Source organism: Pectobacterium parmentieri, from assembly GCF_001742145.1.
In the GTDB taxonomy this organism is placed as follows: Bacteria; Pseudomonadota; Gammaproteobacteria; order Enterobacterales; family Enterobacteriaceae; genus Pectobacterium; species Pectobacterium parmentieri.
This window is the reverse complement of sequence record NZ_CP015749.1, coordinates 4,030,676-4,055,920: the sequence shown is the minus strand read 5'-3', so window position 1 is coordinate 4,055,920 and position 25,245 is coordinate 4,030,676. Positions and strand designations below refer to the sequence as shown.

The following is a 25,245-nucleotide window of genomic DNA, read 5'->3' as shown; positions in this document are numbered from 1 at the left end:
TATGAAATTTATTGTTGAACGCGAACGTCTGTTAAAGCCATTACAACAGGTCAGCAGCCCGCTGGGCGGTCGACCGACTTTACCGATTTTGGGCAACCTACTGATTCAGGTGACGGAAGGCGCATTGTCGCTGACCGGTACCGATCTGGAAATGGAGATGGTGGCGAAAGTAGCGCTGACGCAGCCGCATGAGCCGGGTGCCACGACCGTTCCTGCCCGTAAACTGTTTGATATTTGCCGGGGCCTGCCAGAAGGCGCAGAGATCACCATCATGCTGGATGGCGATCGTATGCTGGTGCGCTCTGGACGCAGCCGCTTCTCGCTGTCCACGTTACCTGCGGCAGATTTTCCGAATCTGGACGACTGGCAGAGCGAGGTTGAATTTTCTCTGCCACAGGCGACGATGAAGCGTTTGATCGAAGCGACGCAGTTTTCGATGGCGCATCAGGACGTGCGTTATTACCTCAACGGCATGCTGTTTGAAACCGAAGGCGAAGAGCTGCGCACGGTCGCGACTGATGGCCACCGTTTGGCGGTTTGTTCGATGCCGGTTGGGCAATCTTTGCCCTCACATTCGGTGATCGTGCCACGTAAAGGCGTGATGGAGCTGGTGCGCTTGTTGGATGGTGGTGATACGCCGCTGCAACTGCAAATTGGCAGCAACAATATTCGTGCGCATGTTGGTGACTTTATTTTCACGTCGAAGCTGGTCGATGGTCGCTTTCCTGATTATCGCCGCGTATTGCCGAAGAACCCAGATAAAACGCTGGAAGCTAGCTGCGACTTGCTCAAGCAGGCTTTCTCCCGGGCCGCGATTTTGTCGAATGAAAAATTCCGCGGTGTGCGTCTGCATCTGATTCAGAATCAGCTCAAAATTACTGCTAACAACCCAGAGCAGGAAGAAGCGGAAGAGATTCTGGATGTGCAGTATGACGGCACCGAGATGGAGATCGGCTTTAACGTTAGCTACGTACTGGATGTGCTGAACGCGCTGAAGTGCGAGGGTGTGCGTTTGCTGCTGACCGATTCCGTTTCCAGCGTGCAGATTGAAGATAGCGCCAGCCGAGCGGCGGCCTATGTCGTCATGCCAATGCGGTTGTAGAATTATCGGGCAAGTTTACTTGCCCTCCCATATAAGATATCTGCAACATGGCCCTCACTCGTCTTCTCATTAAAGATTTCCGTAATATCGAGGCGGCCGATCTGGCGCTGGTTCCTGGCTTTAATTTTTTGGTCGGTGCCAACGGCAGCGGTAAAACCAGCGTGCTGGAAGCGATTTATACGCTAGGGCACGGGCGGGCGTTTCGTAGCATCCAGGCCGGACGTGTCATTCGTCACGACCAGCCGGAATTTGTGCTGCATGGTCGGATTGACGGCACGGAAACGGAGCGATCCGTCGGGTTAAGCAAAAACCGTCAGGGCGATAGTAAGGTGCGGATTGACGGAAGCGACGGCCATAAAGTCGCTGAGCTGGCGCAACTGCTGCCGATACAACTGATCACGCCTGAAGGGTTTACCCTGCTTAACGGCGGCCCGAAATATCGCCGCGCCTTTCTCGACTGGGGCTGTTTCCATCATGAACCCGGCTTTCTTGCGGCCTGGAGCAACATGAAACGCCTGCTGCGCCAGCGCAATGCGGCGCTGCGTCAGGTGAGTCATTACGGGCAGCTCAGAGCCTGGGATCAGGAACTGGTGCCTCTGGCGGAGCGTATTAGCGAATGGCGCGCGCAGTATAGCGCAGGGATTGCCAGTGATATTGCTGCGACCTGTACACAATTTTTGCCTGAGTTTTCTCTCAGTTTCTCTTTCCAGCGTGGTTGGGATAAAGAAAGTGAGTATGCAGAACTGCTGGAACGGCAGTTCGAACGTGACCGTATGTTAGGTTATACGGCGCTGGGGCCGCATAAAGCCGACTTCCGCATCCGTGCTAGCGGCGTGGCGGTCGAGGATATGCTGTCTCGTGGCCAACTCAAGCTGCTGATGTGTGCCTTGAGGCTGGTGCAGGGTGAGTTTCTCACCCGTCAGAATGGGCTGCGCTGCCTGTATCTGATTGATGATTTTGCTTCCGAACTGGATAGTACCCGCCGCCGTTTGCTGGCTGAACGGTTAAAAGCCACCCATGCGCAGGTGTTTGTCAGTGCGGTTAGCGCTGAGCAGATAGAAGACATGATTGGTGAAAAGGGCAAGATGTTCCGCGTGGAACAGGGTAAAATAACGGTTCAATCACAGGACTAAAATGAGCGAGAAACGTTGATGTCGAATTCTTATGACTCCTCAAGTATCAAGGTATTGAAAGGGCTGGATGCGGTTCGTAAACGCCCAGGTATGTATATCGGCGATACGGACGACGGTACCGGCCTGCATCACATGGTATTCGAGGTTGTGGACAACGCTATCGACGAAGCACTCGCTGGCTATTGTAAAGACATTATCATCACCATCCATGCCGATAACTCGGTATCGGTGCAGGATGATGGCCGTGGTATTCCGACCGGCATTCATGAAGAAGAAGGGATCTCCGCTGCTGAAGTCATCATGACTGTGCTGCATGCGGGCGGTAAGTTCGATGATAACTCGTATAAAGTCTCCGGCGGCCTGCACGGCGTAGGGGTTTCCGTGGTTAACGCCCTGTCGGAAAAACTGAAGCTGGTTATCCACCGCGACGGGAAACTTCACGAACAAATCTACAAACACGGTGTAGCGCAGGCTCCGCTGGCGGTCACCGGCGAGACCAACAGAACCGGCACCACGGTGCGCTTCTGGCCGAGTCACGAGACGTTCACCAATGTGGTTGAATTCGAGTATGAAATTCTGGCTAAGCGTCTGCGCGAGCTGTCGTTCCTGAACTCTGGCGTCTCTATTCGCCTGATCGATGAGCGTGAGAAAGATAAAGCCGATCATTACCATTATGATGGCGGTATCAAGGCATTCGTTGATTACCTGAACCGTAACAAAACCCCAATCCACCCGAACGTGTTCTATTTCTCAACGGTGAAAGATGACATCGGCGTGGAAGTGGCATTGCAGTGGAACGATGGTTTCCAGGAAAATATTTACTGCTTTACCAACAACATTCCGCAGCGTGACGGTGGTACACACTTGGCCGGCTTCCGTGCCGCGATGACTCGTACCCTGAATACCTACATGGATAAAGAAGGCTACAGCAAAAAAGCCAAAGTCAGCGCTACCGGTGACGATGCGCGTGAAGGGCTGATTGCTGTGGTTTCAGTGAAAGTTCCCGATCCTAAGTTCTCCTCGCAGACCAAAGACAAGCTGGTTTCTTCCGAAGTGAAAACTGCGGTTGAATCGCTGATGAACGAGAAGCTGGTGGATTATCTGATGGAGAACCCGTCAGACGCCAAAATCGTGGTCGGAAAAATTATTGATGCTGCACGTGCTCGTGAAGCGGCGCGTAAAGCACGTGACATGACGCGTCGTAAAGGTGCGCTCGATCTGGCTGGTTTGCCGGGTAAACTGGCGGACTGTCAGGAACGCGACCCGGCGCTGTCTGAACTGTACCTGGTGGAAGGGGACTCCGCGGGCGGCTCTGCTAAGCAGGGGCGTAACCGTAAGAATCAGGCGATCCTGCCGCTGAAGGGTAAAATCCTGAACGTTGAGAAGGCGCGCTTTGACAAAATGCTTTCCTCGCAGGAAGTGGCGACGCTGATCACTGCGCTGGGCTGCGGCATTGGCCGTGATGAGTACAACCCAGACAAACTGCGCTACCACAGCATCATCATCATGACCGATGCTGACGTCGATGGCTCGCACATCCGTACTCTGCTATTGACCTTCTTCTATCGTCAACTGCCTGAAATTGTTGAGCGTGGCCACGTTTATATCGCGCAGCCACCGCTGTACAAGGTGAAAAAAGGTAAGCAGGAACAGTACATCAAAGATGACGAAGCGATGGATCAGTACCAGATTATGCTGGCACTGGACGGCGCGACGCTGCACACCAATGCACAGGCTCCTGCGCTGGCGGGTGAACCGCTGGAGAAACTGGTTTCTGAACACTATGCGGTACAGAAGCTGATTGGTCGTATGGAGCGCCGCTTCCCGCGTGCGTTTTTAAATCGTCTGATCTATCAGCCTACGCTGCTCGAAGCTGATTTGAGTGAGCGTGAAAACGTGCAGGCGTGGGCGGAATCGCTGGTTAGCGGCTTGAACGCCAATGAAGTGCACGGCAGCACCTACAGTTTTGTGATTCACCACGATGAAGAGCGCGGCGTGTTTGAACCGGCACTGCGCGTGCGAACACACGGTGTGGATACCGATTATCCGCTGGGCGCGGGCTTTGTGGCGGGTGGTGAATATCGCAAGCTGAATCAACTGGGTGAAAAACTGCGCGGCCTGATTGAAGAAGATGCGTACATCGAACGTGGCGAGCGTCGTCAGCCAGTGGCTAGCTTTGAACAGGCGCTGGAATGGCTGGTGAAAGAGTCCCGCCGGGGTCTGAGCGTGCAGCGTTATAAAGGTCTGGGAGAAATGAACCCTGACCAACTGTGGGAAACCACGATGGATCCAACCAGCCGCCGCATGCTGCGCGTGACGGTGAAAGACGCCATTGCTGCCGATGAGCTGTTTACAACGCTGATGGGGGATGCCGTTGAACCGCGTCGTGCGTTTATCGAAGAGAACGCCCTGAAGGCGATGAACATCGATATCTGATTCGGTCTACGTTGTTATCGTTATCTGAGCCAGCTCCCTGCGGAGCTGGCTTTTTTATGGCGAGATTCCTGCCCGCCACCCTTTGGGCCGTCGCAAGCGACGTTGAAAATGCTTTATCAGGCTAATGCACGGCGTTTGGCGCTGCGTATTTCCTGTAGCAGCGTGATGAAAGCGGTGATCAACATAAAGATGACAGCAGACCAGAAAATCGCGTGAGGGTGACCGTGATCCAGCATCCAGCCGAACAGCACTGGTCCTGCGGCCCCGCCCAGATTAAAGCCGGTTGAAACAATACCAAACACCCGTCCTTCCGCGCCCGGCGGTGAGGCGGCGCGCACTAACATATCTCGAGACGGTGCGATCATACCGGAGAGGAAGCCCGCGGCAGCCAGCAACGGCACTAGCGCGATGGTAGGCAAGGAATACATAGCAACGATACTGACCAGCACGGCGGTGAGGGCCAGCGCCGCCGTCGCCACCAACCCGTGGCGTTTGGTTTTATCTGCCAGTGAACCGCCAGCCAGTACGCCAAAGGCGCTGGAGAACAGAAAGGCGGTAAGCGCCACGTTAGCCTGTGAAAGTGACAAATCGTAGCCTGTGACTAACGCCGTAACCGAGAAGTTCTGGATCGAGCCCGTACTTAAATTCAGCAACAGGAACAAAATCAGCAGCGCTAAAATCGGCAACGTGAAAACAGGCGCACGCGATTTGCCCGGCTGGGTGCTCGTTGTTGCCGCAGATTTCACCCGGCTGGGTTCATCATGAGCCGTCAGAAGTAGTGGGATCGTCAGCAAACCGATGACGCCAGAAACGATGAATGCGCTGCTGATGCCAGAGAAGGCGGCAACGGACAGCAAAATCCCCGGTGCGATGGCCGTACCCAAAAAGCCGGAGAACGTATGCACCGAGAAGGCGCGCCCCATGCGTTTTTCATCAATCCCGCGCGACAGTAAGGCATAGTCCGCCGGATGATAAACCGCGTTCGCCACCCCTGCAAGCCCCATCGCGGCGACCAGCCAGGTATAACTTTCTGAAAATCCTAGCGAAAGAAAACAGAGGCTTCCGAGCGCTAAACCTGCGGTTAACGTGCGGCGTGCGCCGATGCGATCTACCATAAAACCAATTGGCGTCTGCACGCAGGCGGAGACAATGTTGAATACGCTAAGTGCAAACCCGAGTTCAACAAAGCTGATATCGCGCTGGGCTGACAGCAACGGAATGAGTGCAGGCAGCACCATCATATGGAGGTGACTCACCAGGTGAGCAGATGAGACTTGCGCCAGTAGCGGTAGTTTTATGAGTTTCATATTATCTTTGCAGCTTACGGGTCTGTAGATTTTATTATCGTGGGAACTGGCGCAGGAACAGGCCGTCACTCACAGACAAAGGGATCATAAGGTTAGCATACTACTGGTTTCATTCATGTCTAACTGAAGCCAACGTCACATTCATTCGAGGATTGCTGCCCGCGCTGGGAATAACTCACAGGCTGTTGCCAGCCTGTGAGGGACTATCGGTTGTGAAATACGTTGATCAAGACAGCTTGAATACCAGTACCGTCTGCGCGAGCTGTCTGGCCTGCTCTTCCAGCGACGCGGCAGCGGCAGTCGCTTCCTGCACCAATGCCGCGTTTTGCTGGGTGACGCCGTCCATCTCGTGAACCGCCTGCGTGACCTGACTGATACCGCGCGATTGTTCATCCGATGCGGAGACGATCTCATCCATGATGTCTTTTACCGAGGTGACGGCATGCAGCATGTCCTGCATGGTTGAGCCTGCACTCTGAACCAGCGTGACGCCGTTGTCGACACGGCTGGCGGACTCTGTAATCAGCGCGGTGATATCTTTTACGGCACTGGCGCTACGCTGTGCGAGATTACGCACCTCGTTGGCAACAACCGCAAAGCCGCGCCCTTGTTCGCCCGCTCTGGCGGCTTCTACCGCTGCGTTGAGTGCCAGAATATTGGTCTGGAACGCGATGCTGCTGATGATGCTGGTAATGTCGGCAATCTTCTTCGAGCTGTCGTCGATCTCACTCATGATGTGGACAACCTGACCAACTATCTTGTCGCCTTTCTGAGCGATGTGCGCGGCATTCTGCGCCAGTGTTGTCGCGTTATGGGCGTTATCCGCGTTCTGTTTCACCGTTGCCGTAATCTGTTCCATGCTGGCGGCGGTTTCTTCCAGCGCCGCAGCCTGTTGCTCGGTACGAGACGCTAGATCGATATTGCCTGCCGCAATCTCTGTCGCACCGTGGCTGACGGATTCGCTGGTGTTAATCAACTGCTCGGCGATATCTCTCAACTGCGTCTGCATGGCGTTCATGGCGTAGAAAATACTGCTGTCGTCCCTCGGCTGTACAGGGATGATCTGCGTTAAATTTCCCTGCGCGACGGACAGCGCGATTTGGGCTGCCTGAGCAGGCTCGCCACCGATAGGGCGGGCGACTTTGCGGTTAAAGATGATGCCCAACACACCGGAAACCACCACGATACTCAGTACCATAAGCAGTAGCGCCATGTTGCGCTGCTGTGCGGTTTCCGCCATCACCACGTTGACGGGGGCGGATAGGCCGAGCATCCAGGGCGTACCGGTATTGCCAATATTGACTGGCACATACACGGTAAACGCGGGCGTGTTCAGCACGGCGTTGTCACGTTCGATCTGATAAGGCTGACCGGTGGTGACATGCTCAAGCAGCGTCGCGTCGTTTTCAATTTTTTTAGTTACCCGCGCTTTGTCGGGATGAGAAATATAGGCACCAGTATGGGACAGTAACTGCGCGTAGCCCGTGCCCTGATAGGGCTTGATGCGGTTGGTGAGCTGTTGCAGCGTATCCAGTGAAAAATCCGCAGTGACGGAACCATAGAACTTATTGTTGATGATGATGGGCACGGCAATGGAAGTCAGCAGTACATCGACACCGTTGTAAGGGTAGCTATACGGTTCCAGAATTACTTCTTTTTGGCGTTTCTTCGGCAGTAGGTAGTAATCGCCGCTGCCGGGTGTTTCATAATCCACCAAATTATGCAGCGCAACATTGCCAGCGGTATCGCGGTCAACATAGCGGACGAAGCGGCCTTGCGGGTCTTGGTCGGGTTGGCTCGCGTATTCCCGATCTTTGCCGTCAAACGCATCAGGCTCCCATGCCAGCGACATGGAAAGAAAATCGGGGTGACTCTTCAATGCATTCTTCAGCAGCATCTCTGCAGTTTTCCGATCGGCGTTACCTGCTTCTTGCAGGCTGACAACGCTCTGCACCAGATTACGTGCTGCATGGAGTGCGACATCCAGCTTTTGCTGAATAAGATAGCTGTTGGTATACGCGGTTTGTTCAAGATACTGCTGGGCGATGGTTTTTTGCTGCTGGCCGGATTGCCAGATCAACAGACCGATAGTGAGAATAAAACCGAGTGCGATAGTGGTGACGCCAGCGAGTAACATCAATGTACGTGTACTGAGCTTTTTTTTTGGCGCGGTTGGTGAAGAATGAATGGGTAGATTGCTGTGGTGAACCGGTAACCGTGTTGTAGACATATGCGTAATATCCCCTGAGATATAAGCGCTGATACCCGTCATACTTCAAGCTGCATGTGCATCGTTCAAAACGCTAACGTTTTGTCCTGCAACCCGAATTATTTAGGGGTACATAGGTGATTTTTTAATAAAAAAATCAATCGATTGTCTTCCTGTCTGTTTTATAGTCATTCCCTTGCGTAACCCGTCATTTTTTGTGATGTAAATCACAAATAAATTATCGGCGGGAAACAACATCTCTTTAGGGGAGTCACGAAAACGTCATAAAGTAGCGTGGTGTAGGGCTGATTACGCCACGCTGCATAAGCGAGGGGTTAGGCTGCTGGACCTTTGCGAACGGAATCGCGGATGATTAATGTGCCTTTGAAGGCTGGTGCAGGTACGACGGTTTCCCCCTCTAACCGACACAGCAGTTTCTCAAGGGTGTAGTTGATCATCTCGGCGACGGGCACATGCACGGTAGTCAGTGCCGGATGGAACCATGATGCCATCGGTAAATCGTCGAACCCCAGCAGTGAAACATCCTGCGGAATCGCGAGGCCATGTTCACGTAGTGCTTTCGCCGCGCCAATCGCCATGTCGTCATTGCTGGCAACCAGTGCGCTGAAGGCGGCAGTTCGTTGAAGCAGCGCTTTTGCCGCCGCATAACCGCTATCATGGGTCCAGTCGCCTGGTGCCACCAGCCTGTCATCACAGGGAATCCCGTTGTCCACTAACGCTTGTCGATAGCCCGCCAGCCTGCTTGTACCGGTGGGGGAGTTTGATGATCCGCAGATAAACGCGATATCACGGTGACCCTGTGCAATCAGGTAATTGACGGCATCATGGCTGTGTTGCTGGTGATTGGTGCAGATACCGTTATCACTGTGCTGATGCAGTGTACGGTTCACGACCATGATCGGCTGTTCATGCTGTTCGATAATGCTTTCCAGCGCATCGATAGACAGAAAGCGCGGGTAGATAATAACGGCATCGCAGCGTAAATCGAGCAAGAATTGGATCGCTTCCCGCTCTTCTTCAGCGCTGTGTTTGCCATCCGCCATGATGAGTTGACGGCCGTATTTTTCCGTCATGGTTGCCGTTTGGAACAGTAATTCGCTGAAGTAGGGGCCGCTGTACAGTGTGTTGGTTACAACCAAACCAATGATTTGCGATTTGCTCGTAGCGAGCTGGCGGGCCAGTAGGTTGGGCCGATAACCAATCTCTTCAATGGCCTGGAATACCCGATCCCGCGTAGTTTTACTGACATAGTTATTCCCTGTCAGCACGCGTGATACGGTGGCTTTGGATACACCGGCTTTTTTTGCGACATCGAGCATGGTTACCATCGTACTTTCCGTTCTCCTTTTGCACCGCTTTATCTCATCATTATAGGGAAAAATACTCCGTTTTTATCATCAATGGCGAGTATAGGGATAAAAATACGCCCCGGTTGCGCTATTTATGATCGCCTTCAAAGAATAGTAAAAACAATATGAAACCGGTTGCATATTATTTTATGTATTGCTTGAATAATAAAAAAACAGACGGTGAGGTGCAGTATGAATAAGATTTTACTCTGTTGCGCAGCAGGAATGTCTACCAGCATGCTGGTACAGCGAATGGAAAAGATTGCTGAGCAAAAAGCGATCGCTGTTGAGATAAAAGCCGTGGGTTTTGAAGAGTTTAATGAATTAATTGATGAGTATGATTGCTGCCTTTTAGGGCCTCAAATCAAATATAAATTGCCTGAATTCAAAGCGATAGCCGATGAAAAAGCGAAGCCAATCGCGGTCATTAATATGGTTGATTACGGCATGATGAATGGGGAAAAAGTCCTCAACGATGCCTTGGCGATGATTGCATAGCATAGCGGGAGGAATAATGAGTAAATTAAGCGAGTCATTATTCAGCGTTATCGAAAATCGTATTAGCCCGATCGCAGCAAAACTCTCCAGCCAGCGTCATGTTGTGGCAATTAAGGATGGGTTCATTGCCTCCATGCCCTTTTTAATTGTCGGCTCTTTTATGATGCTATTCGCCCATCCGCCTTTTAGCCCGACGAGTGAATGGGCTTTCGCGCAGTGGTGGTTGGGAATGGTGGAACGCCACGGCGAACAGATCATGATGCCCTACAATATGACGATGGGCATTATGGCGGTGTATATCACCAGCGCCATCGCTTATAACCTGGCGCAGAGCTATAAAATGAACGGTTTTATGGCTGCCAGTCTGGCGCTGATGTCGTTTATGGTGGTGGCCGCGCCGCAGGTCGATAAGAGCTTGCCGGTCGGATCGCTGGGCGGTGAGGGGATTTTCACCGCGATTATCGTGGCGATCTACTCGACGGAGCTGATGCACTTTTTGCAGAAGCGGAATATTGGTATTCGCCTGCCGGAGCAGGTGCCGCCGAAAATCCGCCAGTCTTTTGATTTACTGATCCCGATCCTTGCCATCTTCCTGACGCTTTTCCCGCTTAGCCTGTTTATGCAGAACCAGTTCGGTATGCTGTTACCGCAGGCGATTATGGCGATCTTTGCACCGATTATCTCAGCATCCGACTCGCTTCCCGCGATCCTGATCGCGGTACTGCTTTGTCACCTGCTGTGGTTTGCCGGGATCCACGGCGCGGTGATTGTGACGGGGATTTTGCAGGCATTCTGGCTGACCAACTTAGGGATCAATCAGGAAGCGTTTAACGCAGGCGCACCGATCACCAAAATTTTCATTGAGCCCTTCTGGCAATTCTTCATTACGGTGGGAGGATCGGGGGCGACCATGGGGCTGGTTTTTCTCTATCTGCGTAGCCGCTCTGCCCACCTGCGCTCCATCGGCAAGCTGGCTGTAGTGCCGAGTATGTTCAATATCAACGAACCGGTGATTTTTGGTTCACCCGTCGTAATGAACCCGCTGCTGTTTATCCCGTTTATTACGGCACCGTTGGTGAACGCCACAATCGCCTATATCGCATTAAAAACCGATTTAGTGCACCGCGTGATTTCTCTCGCCCCCTGGACAACGCCGGGCCCGATTGGCGCAGCCTGGTCTACGGGGTGGGACTGGCGTGCGGTGGTGCTGGTGGGGGTACTGATTATCGTGTCGTCCTTAATTTATTACCCCTTCTTCAAAATGTATGAACGCCAGCTGATCGCACAGGAAGTAGGTACAGCAGAGGAGGCAGTAAGCGATGCGCGATGAAACCATTCTTGATGAAACGACAGTGATGGAACTGATTATCTATGCGGGAGAGGCGCGTTCCAGCTCGATGGAAGCGCTGAGCGCGGCCAGAAAATACGACTGGGACAAGGCTGAGGAACTGCTGAACACGGCTTCCGTGGCGGCGCGCAAAGCCCATCGAATCCAGACGGCTTTGATTGGTGCCGATGAGGGCAGCGGAAAAATCCCGGTCAACCTGATTCTGGTTCACGCGCAAGATCACCTGATGAACGCGATGCTATGCCGTGAACTGGTGGAGGAGCTGATTCAACTGCATCGGGAAATCTCTACCCTGAAACAACATGTAAATCTGAACTAACGAAAAGGAAACAAGATGTCTGCTGAACAATTACCGAAAGACTTTCTGTGGGGCGGCGCGGTAGCGGCGCATCAAGTTGAAGGTGGTTGGGATCAAGGTGGCAAAGGCGCCAGCATTTGCGATGTTCTGTCCGGTGGGGCGCACGGCGTTGACCGTGTGATTACCGATGGCGTACAGCCTGGTGTCAGTTATCCAAACCATCAGGCAGTGGAATTCTATTCACACTATAAGCAGGATATCGCCCTGTTCGCCGAGATGGGTTTCAAATGCTTCCGCACCTCGATTGCCTGGACGCGTATTTTCCCCAATGGCGATGAGCTGGAGCCGAATGAAGCGGGTCTGCAATTCTATGACGACCTGTTCGATGAACTGCTGAAGTACAACATTGAGCCAGTAATTACGCTGTCTCACTTTGAGATGCCACATCATCTGGTCAAACAGTATGGCGGCTGGCTGAACCGCAAAGTGGTGGATTTCTTTGTGCGCTACAGTGAAGTGGTCATGAAGCGTTATCAGTCCAAAGTGAAATACTGGATGACCTTCAATGAGATCAACAACCAGCGTAACTGGCAGTATCCGCTGTTTGGCTACTGCTGCTCCGGTGTGATTTTTACCGATCACGACAAGCCAGAACAGGCGATGTACCAAACGCTGCACCATCAGTTTGTCGCCAGCGCGAAAGTAGTGAAGCTGGGTCATGAGATTAACCCGGATTTCAAAATTGGCTGCATGCTGGCGCTGGTGCCACTCTACCCGTGGTCATGCCACCCGGATGACGTGATGTTTGCACAGGAAGCGATGCGTGAGCGCCACCTGTTCGGTGACGTACAGCTGCGCGGTTATTATCCGTCTTACATCCTGAAAGAGTGGGCGCGTAAAGGCTATCAGATTGATATGCAGCCGGAAGACGAACAGACGCTGCGCGAAGGTTGCACCGATTATCTGGGTTTCAGCTACTACATGAGCAACGCAGTGCAACTGGCGGCGAAAGGTCGGAAAACGGAAGACGCGATTGCTGGTTTTGACGGCGGCGTGAAAAACCCGCATGTGAAAGCATCGGAGTGGGGCTGGCAGATTGACCCGGTCGGCCTGCGCTATACGCTGAACAGCTTTTACGAGCGTTATCAGAAACCGATGTTCATCGTCGAAAACGGCTTTGGCGCGGTAGATAAGGTGGAAGCCGACGGCAGCATTAATGACGATTACCGTATCGAGTACCTCAAAGCGCATATCGATCAGATGAAGAAAGCCGTCGTGGAAGACGGTGTGGAACTGATGGGTTATACCCCATGGGGCTGCATCGACTGCGTGTCGTTCACCACCGGTCAGTACAGTAAACGCTATGGTTTTATCTACGTGGATAAACACGATGACGGCACCGGCACATTCAATCGCTCGAAGAAGAAGAGCTTTGACTGGTATAAGAAGGTGATTTCCAGCAACGGCGCTGAGCTATAACGGCGATTATAGGAAACACTAGTCACAGAGCCGTGCTTAACCGCACGGCTTTTTACGTTGCGTGTAATACGCCTGTCACCCTGCCGTATTTCACTAACGACTTCATCGCTGAATCGCGTTAGCATGAAAACAGATAACTTGATGCTGGAAAAATTATGTCTGTAAAACTGATCGCTATTGATATGGACGGGACGTTACTGACGCCCCAAAATCAAATTTCACCTGCGGTAAAAGCCGCGATTACTGCTGCCAGAGAGAAAGGCGTGCAGGTCGTGCTGGCAACCGGTCGCCCCTACATCGGCGTCGAACGCTACCTGATGGAGTTGGATTTACAGCAGGAAGGCTGTTACTGCATCACTAACAATGGTGCGCTGGTGCAACGTGCGGTCAATGGCGACTGTGTGGCGCAAACGGCGCTCAGTTTCGACGATTATCTCTATTTCGAAGCGCTGGCCTGCAAATTGGGCGTCCATTTCCACGCGCTGGACTTCAATTTTGTCTATACCGCCAATAAAGACATCAGTCCTTACACCATTCACGAATCTCACCTGACCGGAATGCCGTTGAAGTATCGCGCGGTAGAGGAAATGGATCGTAGCCTGACGTTCCCAAAAGTGATGATGATTGATGAGCCGGAGCTATTAGACCGTGCCATTGGCCAACTACCAGCGGAAGCCTTTGAACGCTACACCATCATGAAGAGCGCCGAATACTATCTGGAAATTTTGGATAAGCGTGTGAACAAAGGTGAAGGCGTGAAAATGCTGGCGGAGCACCTCGGCATTCCGCGCGAAAGCGTCATGACGCTGGGCGATCAGCAGAACGATCTGGCTATGATTCGCTATGCGGGCATCGGCGTTGCGATGGGTAACGCCATCGATGAAGTGAAAGAAGCCAGCCAGTTCGTCACCAAATCTAATACCGAAGACGGCGTCGCCTACGCGATCGAGAAATTTGTGCTTAATGCCTGATAGATAACGTTGATGGGAAGATCTATAAGGCCGTGGTGTAGCTTTATAGATCCGTCATACATTAAGCTGAATGCGTTTTACGCATCCCTTCTGCGGGCCAGGCCAATTGTATTCAAATTTGCTTTTGATAGGTGTACCGCTATCCGAATGACTTTTTGCTATGAGCGTGTCGGGATTAAATAAGGGAATCTTGTCTCTCAACGAAGGCGCGGCTTGTCTTTGCAAAAGGCAGGTGTTCATCATCTGTTATAGAGAGATTATAGGCTACTGGGCATCTGATTTTACTTAATTCAGAATATATAGCTGTGATTGATATGTTAAAATTTTTATTGTATTAGCGTAGTAATCATTGGAAATAATATTTTTTAATTAGGGAATCATATCATGAAAGCGACATTCAAACTTGGATTGATGTTTATCGCCACACTTTCCGTTTCTGCTTGTGATAGTTTAGATCTAACAAGTGATAAAGGAGTGTTTTACTACAGTAACCCAACCACTAAAAATATAACATTTAAGGTTGATGGTGATAGTCATGAAATATTACCAGGAGGGAAAGGTAATATTAAAATTTCTTCGGGCATGCATAAGTTAGAAAACAGTGCAGGTCAGGTTTTTTCATTTATGGTTTTTGATAATAATAATGGAGGGATTATCAATCCAGATAACCATGTCTATTATACGTTGTCAGAAGCTTATGCGGTTGAAGGGAAGTCTAATAAATTTAAGCCTGCGACCTATGACGTGACGATAAATGGCCATGAATTAGAAATGTCGGCCAGAAGTGCGAATGCAACTATAATTGATGCTAATATGTTTAAGTGTAGCTATCAATTAGGCGAGCCCTTCCCTGATTCGATCACAACCCATGACCGTAATTCAAATGGTAATATTCAATCAAAGTGCTTTGATAAAATAGAGTTAATTGATTACATATCAACCATATATAAAGAGGATCTCAAGCCTGTATCACCCAAGGATGAAGGTAATGATTCAATTAATATGACATTTAATTATGATATCCCTACAGTGAAATTCCTTCATGCTGACATGCAAGAAAAAGCGGATGCTATCGTTGTGTTATTAAAACAACTCAAAGAGTCTGATGATGCGGGTATTCATGAAGATATAAGTAAAAAAATCACCCAGTTAAGCATTGATTTAGTCACTGTCTATGCGAAGCATACATCTACTCTTTCAAAAGAAGAACACCAGAAATATGATGACTTCATTCGTCATTCTGGTTACTTACAAACATATGGTGTTTGGGGTAAATAATTAATACTTAATGATAAGGCAAGGGTTTTCTTAAGTTGCTGTATTCTTTAAGAGAAGACTCTTGCCTTTATTATGATGTCAAACGTGCATGGGAAAAATATATATCCATCATCCTTCAAGTTACGTGTGCGTTGGCTGTGTTACCCGGCACACTGAGATGTGCTTCGCCCGTTGGGAGCGCTGAAAGCAGCGTTAAAATTGGCCTCTGGCAGATTTGTCAGTCACCCGAATCACTGGATAATTATTTTAAATCCAGGCTCGCCGCTAGCTTTTCTTTCATCACCTGGGTGATGTGATTCACTACCTGGCTGCGAGGAATTTGAGGGGGATATACCGCACAATACGCCATTTTTATATCGGGGTTGAACGGCTTAACGATAACGGGCGAAGGGCTGTTCAGCGCGGTAATAAAATCCACTACGCCGATGCCGACGTTTCTTGATGCCAGCACGCAGCAGCTAACCATCGAGGTTTCGATAGGGTTATGCAGATAAATTTGCTCTTTTCTGGCGGAAATATCGATCTGTGCCCGTAGCGGCGTGGTTCTGCCGGGCAAAATAGCGCGGGTGTTGGTCAGGTCGGCCAGCGTAATTTCATCTGCCGTAGCAAGGGGATGATCTACCGCTAACACCGCGACAGCACTGGCGTCCGCCAGTGGTTCGGCTTCCAGACCTTTGATGCCCGGCTGGCCGAAAATAAACCCAACGTCATAGTGATTTTCAGCAATCGCGTCCGTAATGCGGCTGCTGCTTTCGATGTCTAAAAACAGAGAAAGATCGGGGTATTTCTTGAGTAAGGTAGGGAGAACCTGATCTGAACAAAGAAACGAGAGCGCCTGAACCGCGGCGATACGCAGTATGCTGCCTCTGGCGTGGCGAATCTCATCAGCAATCAGCCCGATGTGATCCAACCCCAAATAAAGACGTTCAACTTCCCGATACAGCTTCATTGCCTCGGCGCGTGGGATCAGGCCGCGTCCGTCTCTATCAAACAGCTTCAGATTCAGTGCGTCTTCAAAGTCCTTAATGAGTCGGCTGACGGCTGGCTGGGTGATGTACATCATGTTGGCGGCGGCGGTGATGCCTCCGGTGAGGATGACTTTATGGAAGGCTTCAACCTGGCGGGGATTGATACGCATGCTAGTCACCTTAAAACATAACATTTAGTTATCAATTTAACACAAAATGCAATTTTTCATTATCCAATCTGACGCATAGACTCACAATCATAAGATTTAATACACTTCATTAGTACTCAATCATGGAATAGAGGGTTAGTGAATGAAGAAATCAACGCTGGCGTTATTGTTTACCGTTTTATTTTCATCTTCACCTTTGGTTTATAGCGCGGACCTGAATATCGGTTTGGCTTCCTCCACCACATCAATGGACCCGCAGTTTTATGTGGGTGGAGCGAATAGCGCAATGGCGCGCAATATTTTTGACGGTTTGGTTGTACAGGATGAAAAACAGCAGATTGCACCTGCCCTGGCAACCAGTTGGAAAGTGATTGACGACAAGACGTGGGAATTTACCTTGCGTTCTGGCGTTAAGTTTCACGACGGCAGTGATTTTACGGCTAAAGATGTGATTGCCAGCATTAAGCGTGTTGCGCTGGCATCGAAAAACAGCCCAAGTTCTTACGCACCTTACGTCAGCGACGTTGCTGAAGTAATAGAAGTGAATCCATTAACGGTGCGGATAAAGACAAAAGAGGCTTCGCCGCTGCTGCTGAATAATTTAAGTCGGGTTTCCATTTTGCCCGCCCGACTTGAGAACGTCCCGACGGAAACGTTGAATTCAGGAAAAGAGGTGATTGGTACAGGGCCATTCAAATTTGTTTCCTGGGTGCCGGACGACCGGGTAGTCCTTAGTCGCAATGATGGTTACTGGGGAGGAAAAGCAGAGTGGGACAACGTAACTGTCCGTGTATTTAAAAACAGTAGTGCACGTGTAGCAGCCGTATTATCCGGTGATGTGGACATGATTGAAAACGTTCCAACAGCCGATAGCAGTAATATTGAGAAAAATCAGCAGTTAAAAACGATTTCAACACCAGGGAATCGTGTTATTTACCTTCACATGGACCAGCAGCGAGATGAATCACCGTTCGCCAAAGGTTCTGATGGTAAAAACCCATTACTAAAAAAAGAAGTACGCCAGGCGATGTCTTTAGCACTTAATCGCCAGGCAATCGTCGACCGTGTGATGGAGGGGCAGGCTGTTGTTGCCTCTCAGCTTGTACCGAAGGGGTATCTCGGGTATTCCGCTTCCATTCCTGCGCCGGTTTACAGTCCGGAGAAAGCCAAACAGGAACTGGCGGCGGCGGGTTACCCCGACGGCTTCACGCTGACCTTCCACGCGTCGAACGATCGTTATCCTAATGATTCTAAAATTGCTCAGGCCATTGGCCAAATGTTCACACGCGTCGGCATCAAAACCGAAGTGGTTACGATGCCCGGCAGTGTGTACTTCTCACGCGCATCCCGTCTCGAATTTAGTTTGATTATGGGCGGGGCCGCGATTGAAACCGGGGAAGCTTCTGGAGTATTGGGGCCATTGCTAGAAACCTTTGGCCCCAATGCAGGACAGGGTAATCGTGGTCGCTATTCCAATCCTGTCTTTGATAAAACGCTGAACGAAGCGCGTGCCACGTTGGATGATACCAAGCGTGATGCGCTGCTGGCTGAGGCAATGAACATCGGCATGAACGATCTGGGAGTGATTCCGGTGATGTTCTTGTCCAACACCTGGGCGATGAAAAAGCAGTATACCTACGTGGGCCGTTTTGATGCCTACACGCTGCCGTACTTTGTCCGTTCCGCGAAATAGTCACCTTTCAGTCATGATGCAAAAGGGGTGAGGCTTCACCCCTTATTACCGATAACAAGGAGAGCGGTGTGAATACATTTAGCGGTGTTTTTCCTTATCTGGTGTCCCCCGTCAAGCCTGATGGTCAGGTTGATACGCCTGTTCTGGCGCAGCTCACCGAGCATCTGATTCAGTGTGGCGTACATGGCGTGGTACCACTGGGCAGCACCGGTGAATTTGCTTATCTCTCTGCGTCTCAGCGTCTGGATGTGGTTAAAACAGTGATCGAGACGACGGCGGGTCGTGTACCCGTTATCGCGGGTGTTGCGTCGACCACCATTCAGGATGCTGTTGAGCAAACGAAACGCTACATCGAATTGGGTGCCGATGGCATTCTGGCTGTGCTGGAAGCCTATTTCCCGTTGAACGACGATGGGGTCGAACAGTATTTCCGCGCCATTGCCGAGGCTGCACAGGGTAAACCGGTGGTGCTTTATACCAATCCTCAGTTCCAGCGCTCCGATTTGAGTTTGCCTGTCATCGAACACCTCAGCCATGTCAGTAACATCCTCTATATCAAAGATGCATCGACCAATACCGGGCGCTTGCTCTCCATCATTGAACGTACCCGTGGCCGGATGGAGGTGTTTTCTGCGTCCGCGCATATTCCCGCCTGTGTGATGCTGATTGGCGGTGTCGGTTGGATGGCTGGCCCGGCGTGTATCGTCCCCAAACAGAGTCTTGCTTTGTATGAAGCCGCCCGTGCGGGTGACTGGAACAGAGCAATGGAGCTTCAGCGTCCTCTGTGGCGCATCAATGAAATCTTTGCCCGTTATTCCATTGCAGGCTGTATTAAAGCGGCGCTGCAATTACAGGGGTTTGCGGTGGGCGAACCGCTGCCGCCTCAGCAACCATTGGATGAAAAGGCACGTAAGGAGATCGCGGACGTTCTGGTATCTGTCGGCGCCCTTTAACGCAAAATAGAGATTGTTATTTTTAACGCGGTAGCCGTGCGGGCTTTCTGCACCTTGAAATTTGTCAGTACCCATTAAAAAAGAGAAAAGGAATAACCATAGGATGAGCGCTCTCCCTATTATTATTGATTGCGATCCAGGGATCGATGACGCGATTGCGTTATTAAGTGCATTTGTGGCTCCCGAGCTGGATATTCGCGGTATTTGCGCGGTGTGTGGCAATCAGCCAGTGGAAAAGACTGTGCGTAATGCGCTGCAAATTGTTGAACTGGGCCAGCGAACGGATATTCCGGTCTTCGCCGGGTGTCACCGCCCGCTGTTACGTGAACCGATCCACGGCCAGTTTCACGGCGAAAGTGGATTAGGTCAGACCGTGTTGCCGGTGCCGCAAAAGCAGGCAGAGTCGCAGCATGCAGTGAATTTTATTATCGAACAGTGCCAGCAGGCGATTGCCGACGGCAAGCCTATTACGCTTTGTACGCTCGGGCCATTAACCAATGTGGCGACAGCATTGCGTATGGTGCCTGCGATTGCCAACGGGATTGAACGCATCGTGATGATGGGCGGCGCGTACCGGGAAGCGGGTAATCGCAGCCTGACGTCTGAATTCAATATGATCGCCGATCCACAGGCGGCAAAAGTGGTATTTGATTCGTCTATTGCCATTGTTGCGCTGCCGCTGGATGTTACGCATCAGGTGATTTTGACGCCGAAGTTGGTGGCGCGTTTCATCGCGCTCTCTGGGCGTATTTCCGGCCCGCTGGGCGAAATGATGGCGTTTTGGGATCGCAACGATATTCGCCGCTATGGTTCACGCGGTGGCCCGTTACACGATCCGTTGGTTATCGCCTGGGTTCTGGCACCACACTGCTTCACGACGGAAAAAGCCAGCGTCTACATTGAGCAGGATAGCGAGCTGTGCATGGGACAAACCGTGGCTGACTGGTACGGAAAAACCGCGCGTCAGCCGAATGTGGATGTGGTGACCGGGGTGGATGCCAAGCAGGTGGTTGAACTGTTTGCTGATCTACTGAGCCGCTACGGGAAGGGGGCCTGATAGGATGCGTGAACGTATTATTATTGATACCGATCCTGGTGTTGACGATGCGATAGCCATTTGGCTGGCCTTGGCTTCACCTGAACTGGACGTGCTCGGTATCACCGCTGTGGCGGGTAATGTCCCGCTTGAAGCGACGCTGGCGAATGCCTGCAAAGTTGTTGGTCTAACGGGTCGAACCGATGTGCCGATTTTTGCGGGAGCATCGCGCCCGCTGATCCGTGAGCAGGTGTTTGGTAAATATGCACATATCGGTGCGTTTTCCCCTGAGTGGGTGCCAGATAGCACACTGTTGCCGGAGCAGGAACACGCCGTCGATTTTCTGGTGCGAACGACACGCCAGGCCGCGGCTGACAATAATCCGATCACGCTCTGTTCGATAGGGCCGATGACGAATGTGGCATTGGCACTGCGTTTTCATCCTGATGTGGCGCGCGGCATCAAACAGATTGTGTCCATGAGCTGTGCTTTTACTGCATTGGGAAATCGTGTGCCATGGGCAGACTTTAACGTTTATGCCGATCCGCATGCGGCGGACATCGTCTTTTCCTCCGGCGTCCCCCTTGTCATCATGCCGTTGGATATGACGTTTCAGGCATTGATTCAGGCGGAACAGGTTGATGAGATTGAGCGCAGCGGCGGTGCCCCGGGCAAGGCGATGGCGGCACTGTTACGCACGTTCGATCGTAATGAAGTTGCACGTTTTGGTCGTGAAGGTGGCCCGATTCATGATGCGACCGTCATTTCATGGCTACTAAAACCTGAGCTATTCCAATCGGCATCTGCACGTGTGGGCGTGGAAGTCACCGGTAAGACGGCGGGTTACGTGTTTGCCGATTTTTATCACAAATTGGATGAGCCGGATAATGCGCTGGTCATGCGAGAAATCGACGAACAAGGGTTTCTCGGCCTGATTGCCGATCGCCTGCGCTGCTATGGTTCTGAAACAATAATGGGTTCTGAGGAGCGCTAATGATAGCCTACCTGCTAAGCCGAATCGGACAAACGCTGCTAACGCTGGCTGTTATGTCGGTGCTGGTGTTTGTGGGTGTCTATCTGGTCGGTAATCCGGTCGATATGCTGTTGGGCGCGACAGCCACGCCAGCGGAACGGCTGGCGGTGATTCAGTCCTTCGGTCTCGATAAGCCCGTCTGGGAACAGTACGGGCTGTTTGTCTGGAACGCCTTTCAAGGCGACATGGGCAAGTCTTTTATCTTTAACCAACCCGCGCTGACGCTGATTTTTCAGCGCATGCCCGCCACGCTCGAACTGGCGATGGTGGCATTCGTGATGGCGCTGGTTGTCGGTATCCCGCTAGGGATTTACGCGGGTCTAAAGCCGGACAGCGCGGTGTCTAAATCCATCATGACCTTCTCCATTCTGGGCTTTAGCCTGCCCACATTCTGGATTGGGTTAGTGATGATCATGCTGTTCAGCGTGAAGCTGGGCTGGCTGCCCTCATCGGGCAGAGGCGATACGCACGATCTGTTTGGTATCCCATTCAGTTTTCTCACCCGCGACGGCCTCGAACACCTGCTTTTACCCGCGTTTAATCTTGCGTTGTTTAAGATCTCGTTGGTCATTCGCCTGATGCGGGCGGGTGTAATGGAGTGCCTTCAGCAGGATTATGTGCAGTTTGCCCGTGCAAAGGGGCTGTCAGAAACCCGTATTGTGCTGGTTCATGTGCTGCGCAACACGCTGATCCCATTGATTACCGTGCTGGGGTTGGAACTGGGGTCGCTGATTGCATTCGCCGTCGTCACGGAAACGATTTACGCCTGGCCGGGCATGGGCAAGCTGATTATTGACTCGATTGCCGTACTCGACCGTCCGGTCATCCTGGCTTATCTGATGATTACCGTTGTGATGTTCAGCGTGATCAACCTGCTGGTGGATTTACTGTACGTGCTGGTTGATCCGCGCGTGCGGCTGGGAGGAGACAAGGGATGACAGGAAATACCGTACACCAGCCCACGGCCGTGAAAAAAACATCGCATCCGGCGGTGCGCGTCATGATGGCGCTGGTCAACGATCGATTGGCGCTGTGCGGACTGATCATGTTGGCGATTTTTGTGCTGCTGGCGCTGTTTGCCCCGCTGCTGTCGCCGCAGAACCCCTACGATTTGATGCAGCTCGACATCATGGATGGTCGGCTTGCGCCGGGCTCCTCCAGTATGGCGGGTATGACCTACTGGCTGGGGACGGACGATCAGGGGCGTGACCTGTTCAGCGCCATTCTTTATGGCACCCGCATCAGCCTGCTGGTCGGCTTCTCCAGTGCGGTGCTCGCGCTGCTGATTGGCGCTTCGCTGGGGCTGATTAGCGCCTACGTTGGTGGAAAAACCGATGCGACAATCATGCGCATCGTTGATATCCAGCTCAGTTTCCCGCCTATCCTGATTGCGCTGATTTTGCTGGCGGTGCTGGGACAAGGGGTCGATAAGATCATTATGGCGCTGGTGGTGACCCAGTGGGCGTACTACGCGCGCACAATTCGCGGTTCAGCGCTGGTGGAACGCCGCCGTAGCTACGTGGACGCGGCACGCAGCATGGCGTTGTCCAACCGCCGCATCCTGTTTCGCCATATTTTACCAAACTGTCTGGCTCCGCTGATCGTAGTGGCAACGATGCGCATCGCCTACGCCATCATGTTGGAAGCTACGCTCTCGTTTCTGGGGATTGGGCTGCCCGTGACGGAACCGTCGCTGGGGTTGCTGATCTCGAATGGTTTTGAGTACCTGATGTCGGGCGACTATTGGATCAGCTTCTTTCCTGGGCTGACGCTGTTGCTGCTGATTGTGGCGATCAATCTGGTGGGGGATGCGCTACGCGACATCCTCAACCCACGGAATTAACCGGTGGGAACGCCCGTGGGAATAAGGGGTAATGAACACATGACAGCGCCGATTATGTCTGTTTCGCATCTGACCACGGCCTTTCAGGTAAATGGCGAGTGGATGAACGTGGTGCGGGATTTATCCTTTACGATTGGCGAGAAAGAGACGGTCGCCGTGGTGGGGGAGTCTGGTTCAGGGAAAAGCGTGATGGCGAAATCGATCATGCGCTTGCTGCCGCCCGGCCAAAGTCGGGTTGAGGGACAGATTCATTTTGGCGACACCGAGCTGCTGTCGCTCCCCAATAAAGCGATGCAGGATGTGCGCGGTAACCGCATCGGCATGATTTTTCAGGAGCCGATGACCAGCCTGAATCCGGTCTTGCCGATTGGCTACCAGATCACGGAAGTGCTACGTCGCCATCGCGGTATGGGTAAAGCGGAAGCGCGCGCCGAAGCGATACGCCTGTTGGAAAAGGTGCGTATTCCGGCGGCGAAATCGCGGTTGAACGAATATCCGCAAAGCTTCTCCGGCGGGATGCGCCAGCGTGTGGTGATTGCGATTGCGCTGGCCTGTCACCCTAAGCTGTTGATCGCCGACGAACCGACGACGGCGCTGGATGTGACTATTCAGGCGCAAATTCTGACGCTGATAAAAACCCTTCAGGAAGAAGAAGGGATGTCGGTGCTGTTTATTACCCATGACATGGGCGTCGTGGCGGAAGTGTCCGACCGCACGCTGGTGATGTATCAGGGCGAACTGGTGGAAAATGCCGTCACGCGGGAAATTTTTCACCATCCGCAACAGCCCTATACCCGCATGTTGCTATCCGCTGTGCCTAAATTAGGTTCGATGTCCGGCAGCGCGTGGCCGCAACGCTTTCCGTTGGTCGATCTCAAAACGGGCGAGCGCCAGCCGGTGCCGGAGGCGGTGAATACCGTGTCGGGCGAGGAGCCAGTGCTGACGGTAAAAAATCTGGTCACCCGATTTGATATCCGATCAGGTTTTTTCCGGCGATTGTCCGGGCGAGTTCATGCGGTAGAGAATGTCTCGTTCGATCTTTGGCCGGGAGAAACGCTTGCGCTGGTTGGGGAATCAGGCTGCGGTAAGTCGACCACGGGTCGGTCGATTATTCGCCTCAATGACGCCGTCAGCGGCGATATTCAACTGCTGGGAAAAAATATCCTGACGGCGGATAAGCGTGAACTGACGGATTCACGGCGGCAGATTCAGATGGTGTTTCAAGACCCGTATGAAAGCCTGAACCCGCGTATGCGGATAGGGGAAGCGATTGCCGAACCGATGCTGTTGCACGGGCTGGCGACCCGACAGAATGTGGATGCGAGAGTAAGTGAACTGCTGGAACAGGTAGGGCTATCCGGCGATATGGCCTCGCGCTTCCCGCACCAGTTCTCCGGCGGGCAGCGGCAGCGCGTATGTATTGCCCGCGCACTGGCGCTGGAGCCGAAAGTGATTATTGCTGATGAATCGGTATCGGCGCTGGATGTGTCCGTCAAGGCGCAGGTGATCAACCTGATGCTGGATCTCCAGCAGACGCTGGGGCTGTCATTCCTGTTTATCTCGCATGATATGGCGGTCGTCGAGCGTATCAGCCACCGCGTGGCGGTGATGTATCTCGGCGAAATCGTGGAGATCGGCCCACGTTCGGCGATCTTCGACAACCCGCAGCATGATTACACCCGACGTCTGATTTCTGCGGTGCCAGTGCCTGACCCAGACACCCGCCCGGTGCGTAATATCACCAATGATGAACTGCGCAGCCCGGTACGCGCCCCCGATTTCCATCCTCCCGCACGTCGCTATAAACAAGTCGGAGAGGGGCACTTCGTTCTGGAACAGGCGTAGCGTTACCCTTACCTGACTTTGCCATTAATGGCGGTTCTTTTGCGTGCGCATTGCGTATGGCTTGAACCGTCATTCTTTCTCTTCCTTTCCCTATCACTGCTGTTGGCGCGCTTTCGTCGCCTTCCACCTTCGCGCGCTCAATTCCTCTGGATGTTGAAATTCGGTAACACATGATGTTGCCAAATTGTATTTATTGTCCGTTTTGTGATCCAGATTGTAGTACAACATATTCCAGTGGTACTACAATAGACTCAAGAAAAGAGGGAAGGATGCGG

Annotated in this window: 20 protein-coding genes; 16 read left to right on the top strand and 4 right to left on the bottom strand. The window is 52.1% G+C overall.

Annotation, left to right across the window (positions count from 1 at the left end):
- Position 1 precedes the first annotated feature (1 nt).
- From dnaN to gyrB, 3 genes are read left to right on the top strand one after another with little or no spacing between them, the layout of a single operon-like run.
- Positions 2 to 1,102, top strand: a complete 1,101-nt coding sequence (gene dnaN / locus A8F97_RS18370) for a DNA polymerase III subunit beta (RefSeq protein WP_005976672.1) — start codon at positions 2 to 4, stop codon at positions 1,100 to 1,102.
- A 47-nt stretch (positions 1,103 to 1,149) separates the two neighbouring features.
- Positions 1,150 to 2,235 carry a DNA replication/repair protein RecF gene (recF, locus tag A8F97_RS18365; protein ID WP_012821863.1) on the top strand — a complete coding sequence of 362 codons (1,086 nt, stop codon included), beginning with the start codon at positions 1,150 to 1,152 and terminating at the stop codon, positions 2,233 to 2,235.
- Between the two features lie 18 nt (positions 2,236 to 2,253).
- On the top strand, positions 2,254 to 4,671 hold the full coding sequence (gyrB, locus tag A8F97_RS18360) for a DNA topoisomerase (ATP-hydrolyzing) subunit B (RefSeq protein ID WP_014698370.1): 2,418 nt from the start codon (positions 2,254 to 2,256) through the stop codon (positions 4,669 to 4,671).
- Positions 4,672 to 4,787: 116 nt separating this feature from the next.
- Here the strand turns inward: gyrB and A8F97_RS18355 are convergent, their stop codons facing one another.
- The 3 genes from A8F97_RS18355 to A8F97_RS18345 form a co-directional block, all read right to left on the bottom strand.
- On the bottom strand, positions 4,788 to 5,978 hold the full coding sequence (locus A8F97_RS18355) for an MFS transporter (protein ID WP_033072395.1): 1,191 nt from the start codon (positions 5,976 to 5,978) through the stop codon (positions 4,788 to 4,790).
- Positions 5,979 to 6,204: 226 nt separating this feature from the next.
- Positions 6,205 to 8,208 (bottom strand): methyl-accepting chemotaxis protein, encoded by a 2,004-nt coding sequence (locus A8F97_RS18350; RefSeq protein WP_033072517.1) that lies wholly within the window; start codon positions 8,206 to 8,208, stop codon positions 6,205 to 6,207.
- A gap of 314 nt (positions 8,209 to 8,522) precedes the next feature.
- On the bottom strand, positions 8,523 to 9,536 hold the full coding sequence (locus A8F97_RS18345) for a LacI family DNA-binding transcriptional regulator (protein ID WP_014698373.1): 1,014 nt from the start codon (positions 9,534 to 9,536) through the stop codon (positions 8,523 to 8,525).
- Between the two features lie 213 nt (positions 9,537 to 9,749).
- Here A8F97_RS18345 and A8F97_RS18340 point away from each other — a divergent pair, with 213 nt between their 5' ends.
- The 6 genes from A8F97_RS18340 (at position 9,750) to A8F97_RS18315 (ending at position 15,429) form a co-directional block, all read left to right on the top strand.
- Positions 9,750 to 10,055: a PTS sugar transporter subunit IIB gene (locus A8F97_RS18340; RefSeq protein WP_012821868.1), complete on the top strand. Its 306-nt coding sequence runs from the start codon at positions 9,750 to 9,752 to the stop codon at positions 10,053 to 10,055.
- Between the two features lie 16 nt (positions 10,056 to 10,071).
- The gene (locus A8F97_RS18335) at positions 10,072 to 11,385 is read left to right on the top strand and encodes a PTS sugar transporter subunit IIC (RefSeq protein WP_033072394.1); all 1,314 of its coding nucleotides are present in this window, start codon (positions 10,072 to 10,074) and stop codon (positions 11,383 to 11,385) included.
- On the top strand, positions 11,375 to 11,722 hold the full coding sequence (locus A8F97_RS18330; RefSeq protein ID WP_033072393.1) for a PTS lactose/cellobiose transporter subunit IIA: 348 nt from the start codon (positions 11,375 to 11,377) through the stop codon (positions 11,720 to 11,722). The genes A8F97_RS18335 and A8F97_RS18330 overlap by 11 nt, the downstream gene beginning before the upstream one ends.
- 15 nt (positions 11,723 to 11,737) lie before the next feature.
- Complete coding sequence (locus tag A8F97_RS18325) at positions 11,738 to 13,180, top strand: 6-phospho-beta-glucosidase (protein WP_033072392.1); 1,443 nt, start codon at positions 11,738 to 11,740, stop codon at positions 13,178 to 13,180.
- A 155-nt stretch (positions 13,181 to 13,335) separates the two neighbouring features.
- Positions 13,336 to 14,151, top strand: coding sequence for a sugar-phosphatase (yidA, locus tag A8F97_RS18320; RefSeq protein ID WP_033072391.1), 816 nt, complete (start codon positions 13,336 to 13,338; stop codon positions 14,149 to 14,151).
- A gap of 384 nt (positions 14,152 to 14,535) precedes the next feature.
- Positions 14,536 to 15,429 carry a hypothetical protein gene (locus tag A8F97_RS18315; protein ID WP_025919928.1) on the top strand — a complete coding sequence of 298 codons (894 nt, stop codon included), beginning with the start codon at positions 14,536 to 14,538 and terminating at the stop codon, positions 15,427 to 15,429.
- A gap of 241 nt (positions 15,430 to 15,670) precedes the next feature.
- Here the strand turns inward: A8F97_RS18315 and A8F97_RS18310 are convergent, their stop codons facing one another.
- Positions 15,671 to 16,567 (bottom strand): LysR family transcriptional regulator, encoded by an 897-nt coding sequence (locus tag A8F97_RS18310; RefSeq protein WP_012821874.1) that lies wholly within the window; start codon positions 16,565 to 16,567, stop codon positions 15,671 to 15,673.
- A gap of 142 nt (positions 16,568 to 16,709) precedes the next feature.
- Between A8F97_RS18310 and A8F97_RS18305 the strand changes: the two genes are divergently transcribed.
- The 7 genes from A8F97_RS18305 (at position 16,710) to A8F97_RS18275 (ending at position 24,970) form a co-directional block, all read left to right on the top strand.
- The gene (locus A8F97_RS18305; protein WP_033072390.1) at positions 16,710 to 18,260 is read left to right on the top strand and encodes an ABC transporter substrate-binding protein; all 1,551 of its coding nucleotides are present in this window, start codon (positions 16,710 to 16,712) and stop codon (positions 18,258 to 18,260) included.
- Between the two features lie 68 nt (positions 18,261 to 18,328).
- Positions 18,329 to 19,213 (top strand): dihydrodipicolinate synthase family protein, encoded by an 885-nt coding sequence (locus A8F97_RS18300; RefSeq protein ID WP_033072389.1) that lies wholly within the window; start codon positions 18,329 to 18,331, stop codon positions 19,211 to 19,213.
- A 103-nt stretch (positions 19,214 to 19,316) separates the two neighbouring features.
- On the top strand, positions 19,317 to 20,270 hold the full coding sequence (locus tag A8F97_RS18295; protein WP_033072388.1) for a nucleoside hydrolase: 954 nt from the start codon (positions 19,317 to 19,319) through the stop codon (positions 20,268 to 20,270).
- 4 nt (positions 20,271 to 20,274) lie between these two features.
- A complete protein-coding gene (locus tag A8F97_RS18290; RefSeq protein ID WP_012821878.1) occupies positions 20,275 to 21,243 on the top strand; it encodes a nucleoside hydrolase in 969 nt (322 codons plus the stop codon).
- Positions 21,243 to 22,220: an ABC transporter permease gene (locus A8F97_RS18285; protein ID WP_012821879.1), complete on the top strand. Its 978-nt coding sequence runs from the start codon at positions 21,243 to 21,245 to the stop codon at positions 22,218 to 22,220. The genes A8F97_RS18290 and A8F97_RS18285 overlap by 1 nt, the downstream gene beginning before the upstream one ends.
- Complete coding sequence (locus A8F97_RS18280) at positions 22,217 to 23,125, top strand: ABC transporter permease (protein WP_014698379.1); 909 nt, start codon at positions 22,217 to 22,219, stop codon at positions 23,123 to 23,125. The genes A8F97_RS18285 and A8F97_RS18280 overlap by 4 nt, the downstream gene beginning before the upstream one ends.
- Before the next feature lie 39 nt (positions 23,126 to 23,164).
- Positions 23,165 to 24,970, top strand: coding sequence for an ABC transporter ATP-binding protein (locus tag A8F97_RS18275; RefSeq protein ID WP_033072387.1), 1,806 nt, complete (start codon positions 23,165 to 23,167; stop codon positions 24,968 to 24,970).
- Positions 24,971 to 25,245 lie beyond the last annotated feature (275 nt).

What these genes read in the sequence shown, in the direction of transcription:
- A8F97_RS18325 (WP_033072392.1), top strand. Translation starts at nt 11,738, where the DNA reads ATGTCTGCTGAACAATTACCGAAAGACTTTCTGTGGGGCGGCGCGGTA.
- A8F97_RS18355 (WP_033072395.1), bottom strand. Translation starts at nt 5,978, where the DNA reads ATGAAACTCATAAAACTACCGCTACTGGCGCAAGTCTCATCTGCTCAC.
- recF (WP_012821863.1), top strand. Translation starts at nt 1,150, where the DNA reads ATGGCCCTCACTCGTCTTCTCATTAAAGATTTCCGTAATATCGAGGCG.
- yidA (WP_033072391.1), top strand. Translation starts at nt 13,336, where the DNA reads ATGTCTGTAAAACTGATCGCTATTGATATGGACGGGACGTTACTGACG.
- A8F97_RS18305 (WP_033072390.1), top strand. Translation starts at nt 16,710, where the DNA reads ATGAAGAAATCAACGCTGGCGTTATTGTTTACCGTTTTATTTTCATCT.
- A8F97_RS18310 (WP_012821874.1), bottom strand. Translation starts at nt 16,567, where the DNA reads ATGCGTATCAATCCCCGCCAGGTTGAAGCCTTCCATAAAGTCATCCTC.
- A8F97_RS18285 (WP_012821879.1), top strand. Translation starts at nt 21,243, where the DNA reads ATGATAGCCTACCTGCTAAGCCGAATCGGACAAACGCTGCTAACGCTG.
- A8F97_RS18275 (WP_033072387.1), top strand. Translation starts at nt 23,165, where the DNA reads ATGACAGCGCCGATTATGTCTGTTTCGCATCTGACCACGGCCTTTCAG.
- A8F97_RS18335 (WP_033072394.1), top strand. Translation starts at nt 10,072, where the DNA reads ATGAGTAAATTAAGCGAGTCATTATTCAGCGTTATCGAAAATCGTATT.
- A8F97_RS18280 (WP_014698379.1), top strand. Translation starts at nt 22,217, where the DNA reads ATGACAGGAAATACCGTACACCAGCCCACGGCCGTGAAAAAAACATCG.
- dnaN (WP_005976672.1), top strand. Translation starts at nt 2, where the DNA reads ATGAAATTTATTGTTGAACGCGAACGTCTGTTAAAGCCATTACAACAG.
- A8F97_RS18350 (WP_033072517.1), bottom strand. Translation starts at nt 8,208, where the DNA reads ATGTCTACAACACGGTTACCGGTTCACCACAGCAATCTACCCATTCAT.
- A8F97_RS18295 (WP_033072388.1), top strand. Translation starts at nt 19,317, where the DNA reads ATGAGCGCTCTCCCTATTATTATTGATTGCGATCCAGGGATCGATGAC.
- A8F97_RS18340 (WP_012821868.1), top strand. Translation starts at nt 9,750, where the DNA reads ATGAATAAGATTTTACTCTGTTGCGCAGCAGGAATGTCTACCAGCATG.
- gyrB (WP_014698370.1), top strand. Translation starts at nt 2,254, where the DNA reads ATGTCGAATTCTTATGACTCCTCAAGTATCAAGGTATTGAAAGGGCTG.
- A8F97_RS18315 (WP_025919928.1), top strand. Translation starts at nt 14,536, where the DNA reads ATGAAAGCGACATTCAAACTTGGATTGATGTTTATCGCCACACTTTCC.
- A8F97_RS18290 (WP_012821878.1), top strand. Translation starts at nt 20,275, where the DNA reads ATGCGTGAACGTATTATTATTGATACCGATCCTGGTGTTGACGATGCG.
- A8F97_RS18345 (WP_014698373.1), bottom strand. Translation starts at nt 9,536, where the DNA reads ATGGTAACCATGCTCGATGTCGCAAAAAAAGCCGGTGTATCCAAAGCC.
- A8F97_RS18330 (WP_033072393.1), top strand. Translation starts at nt 11,375, where the DNA reads ATGCGCGATGAAACCATTCTTGATGAAACGACAGTGATGGAACTGATT.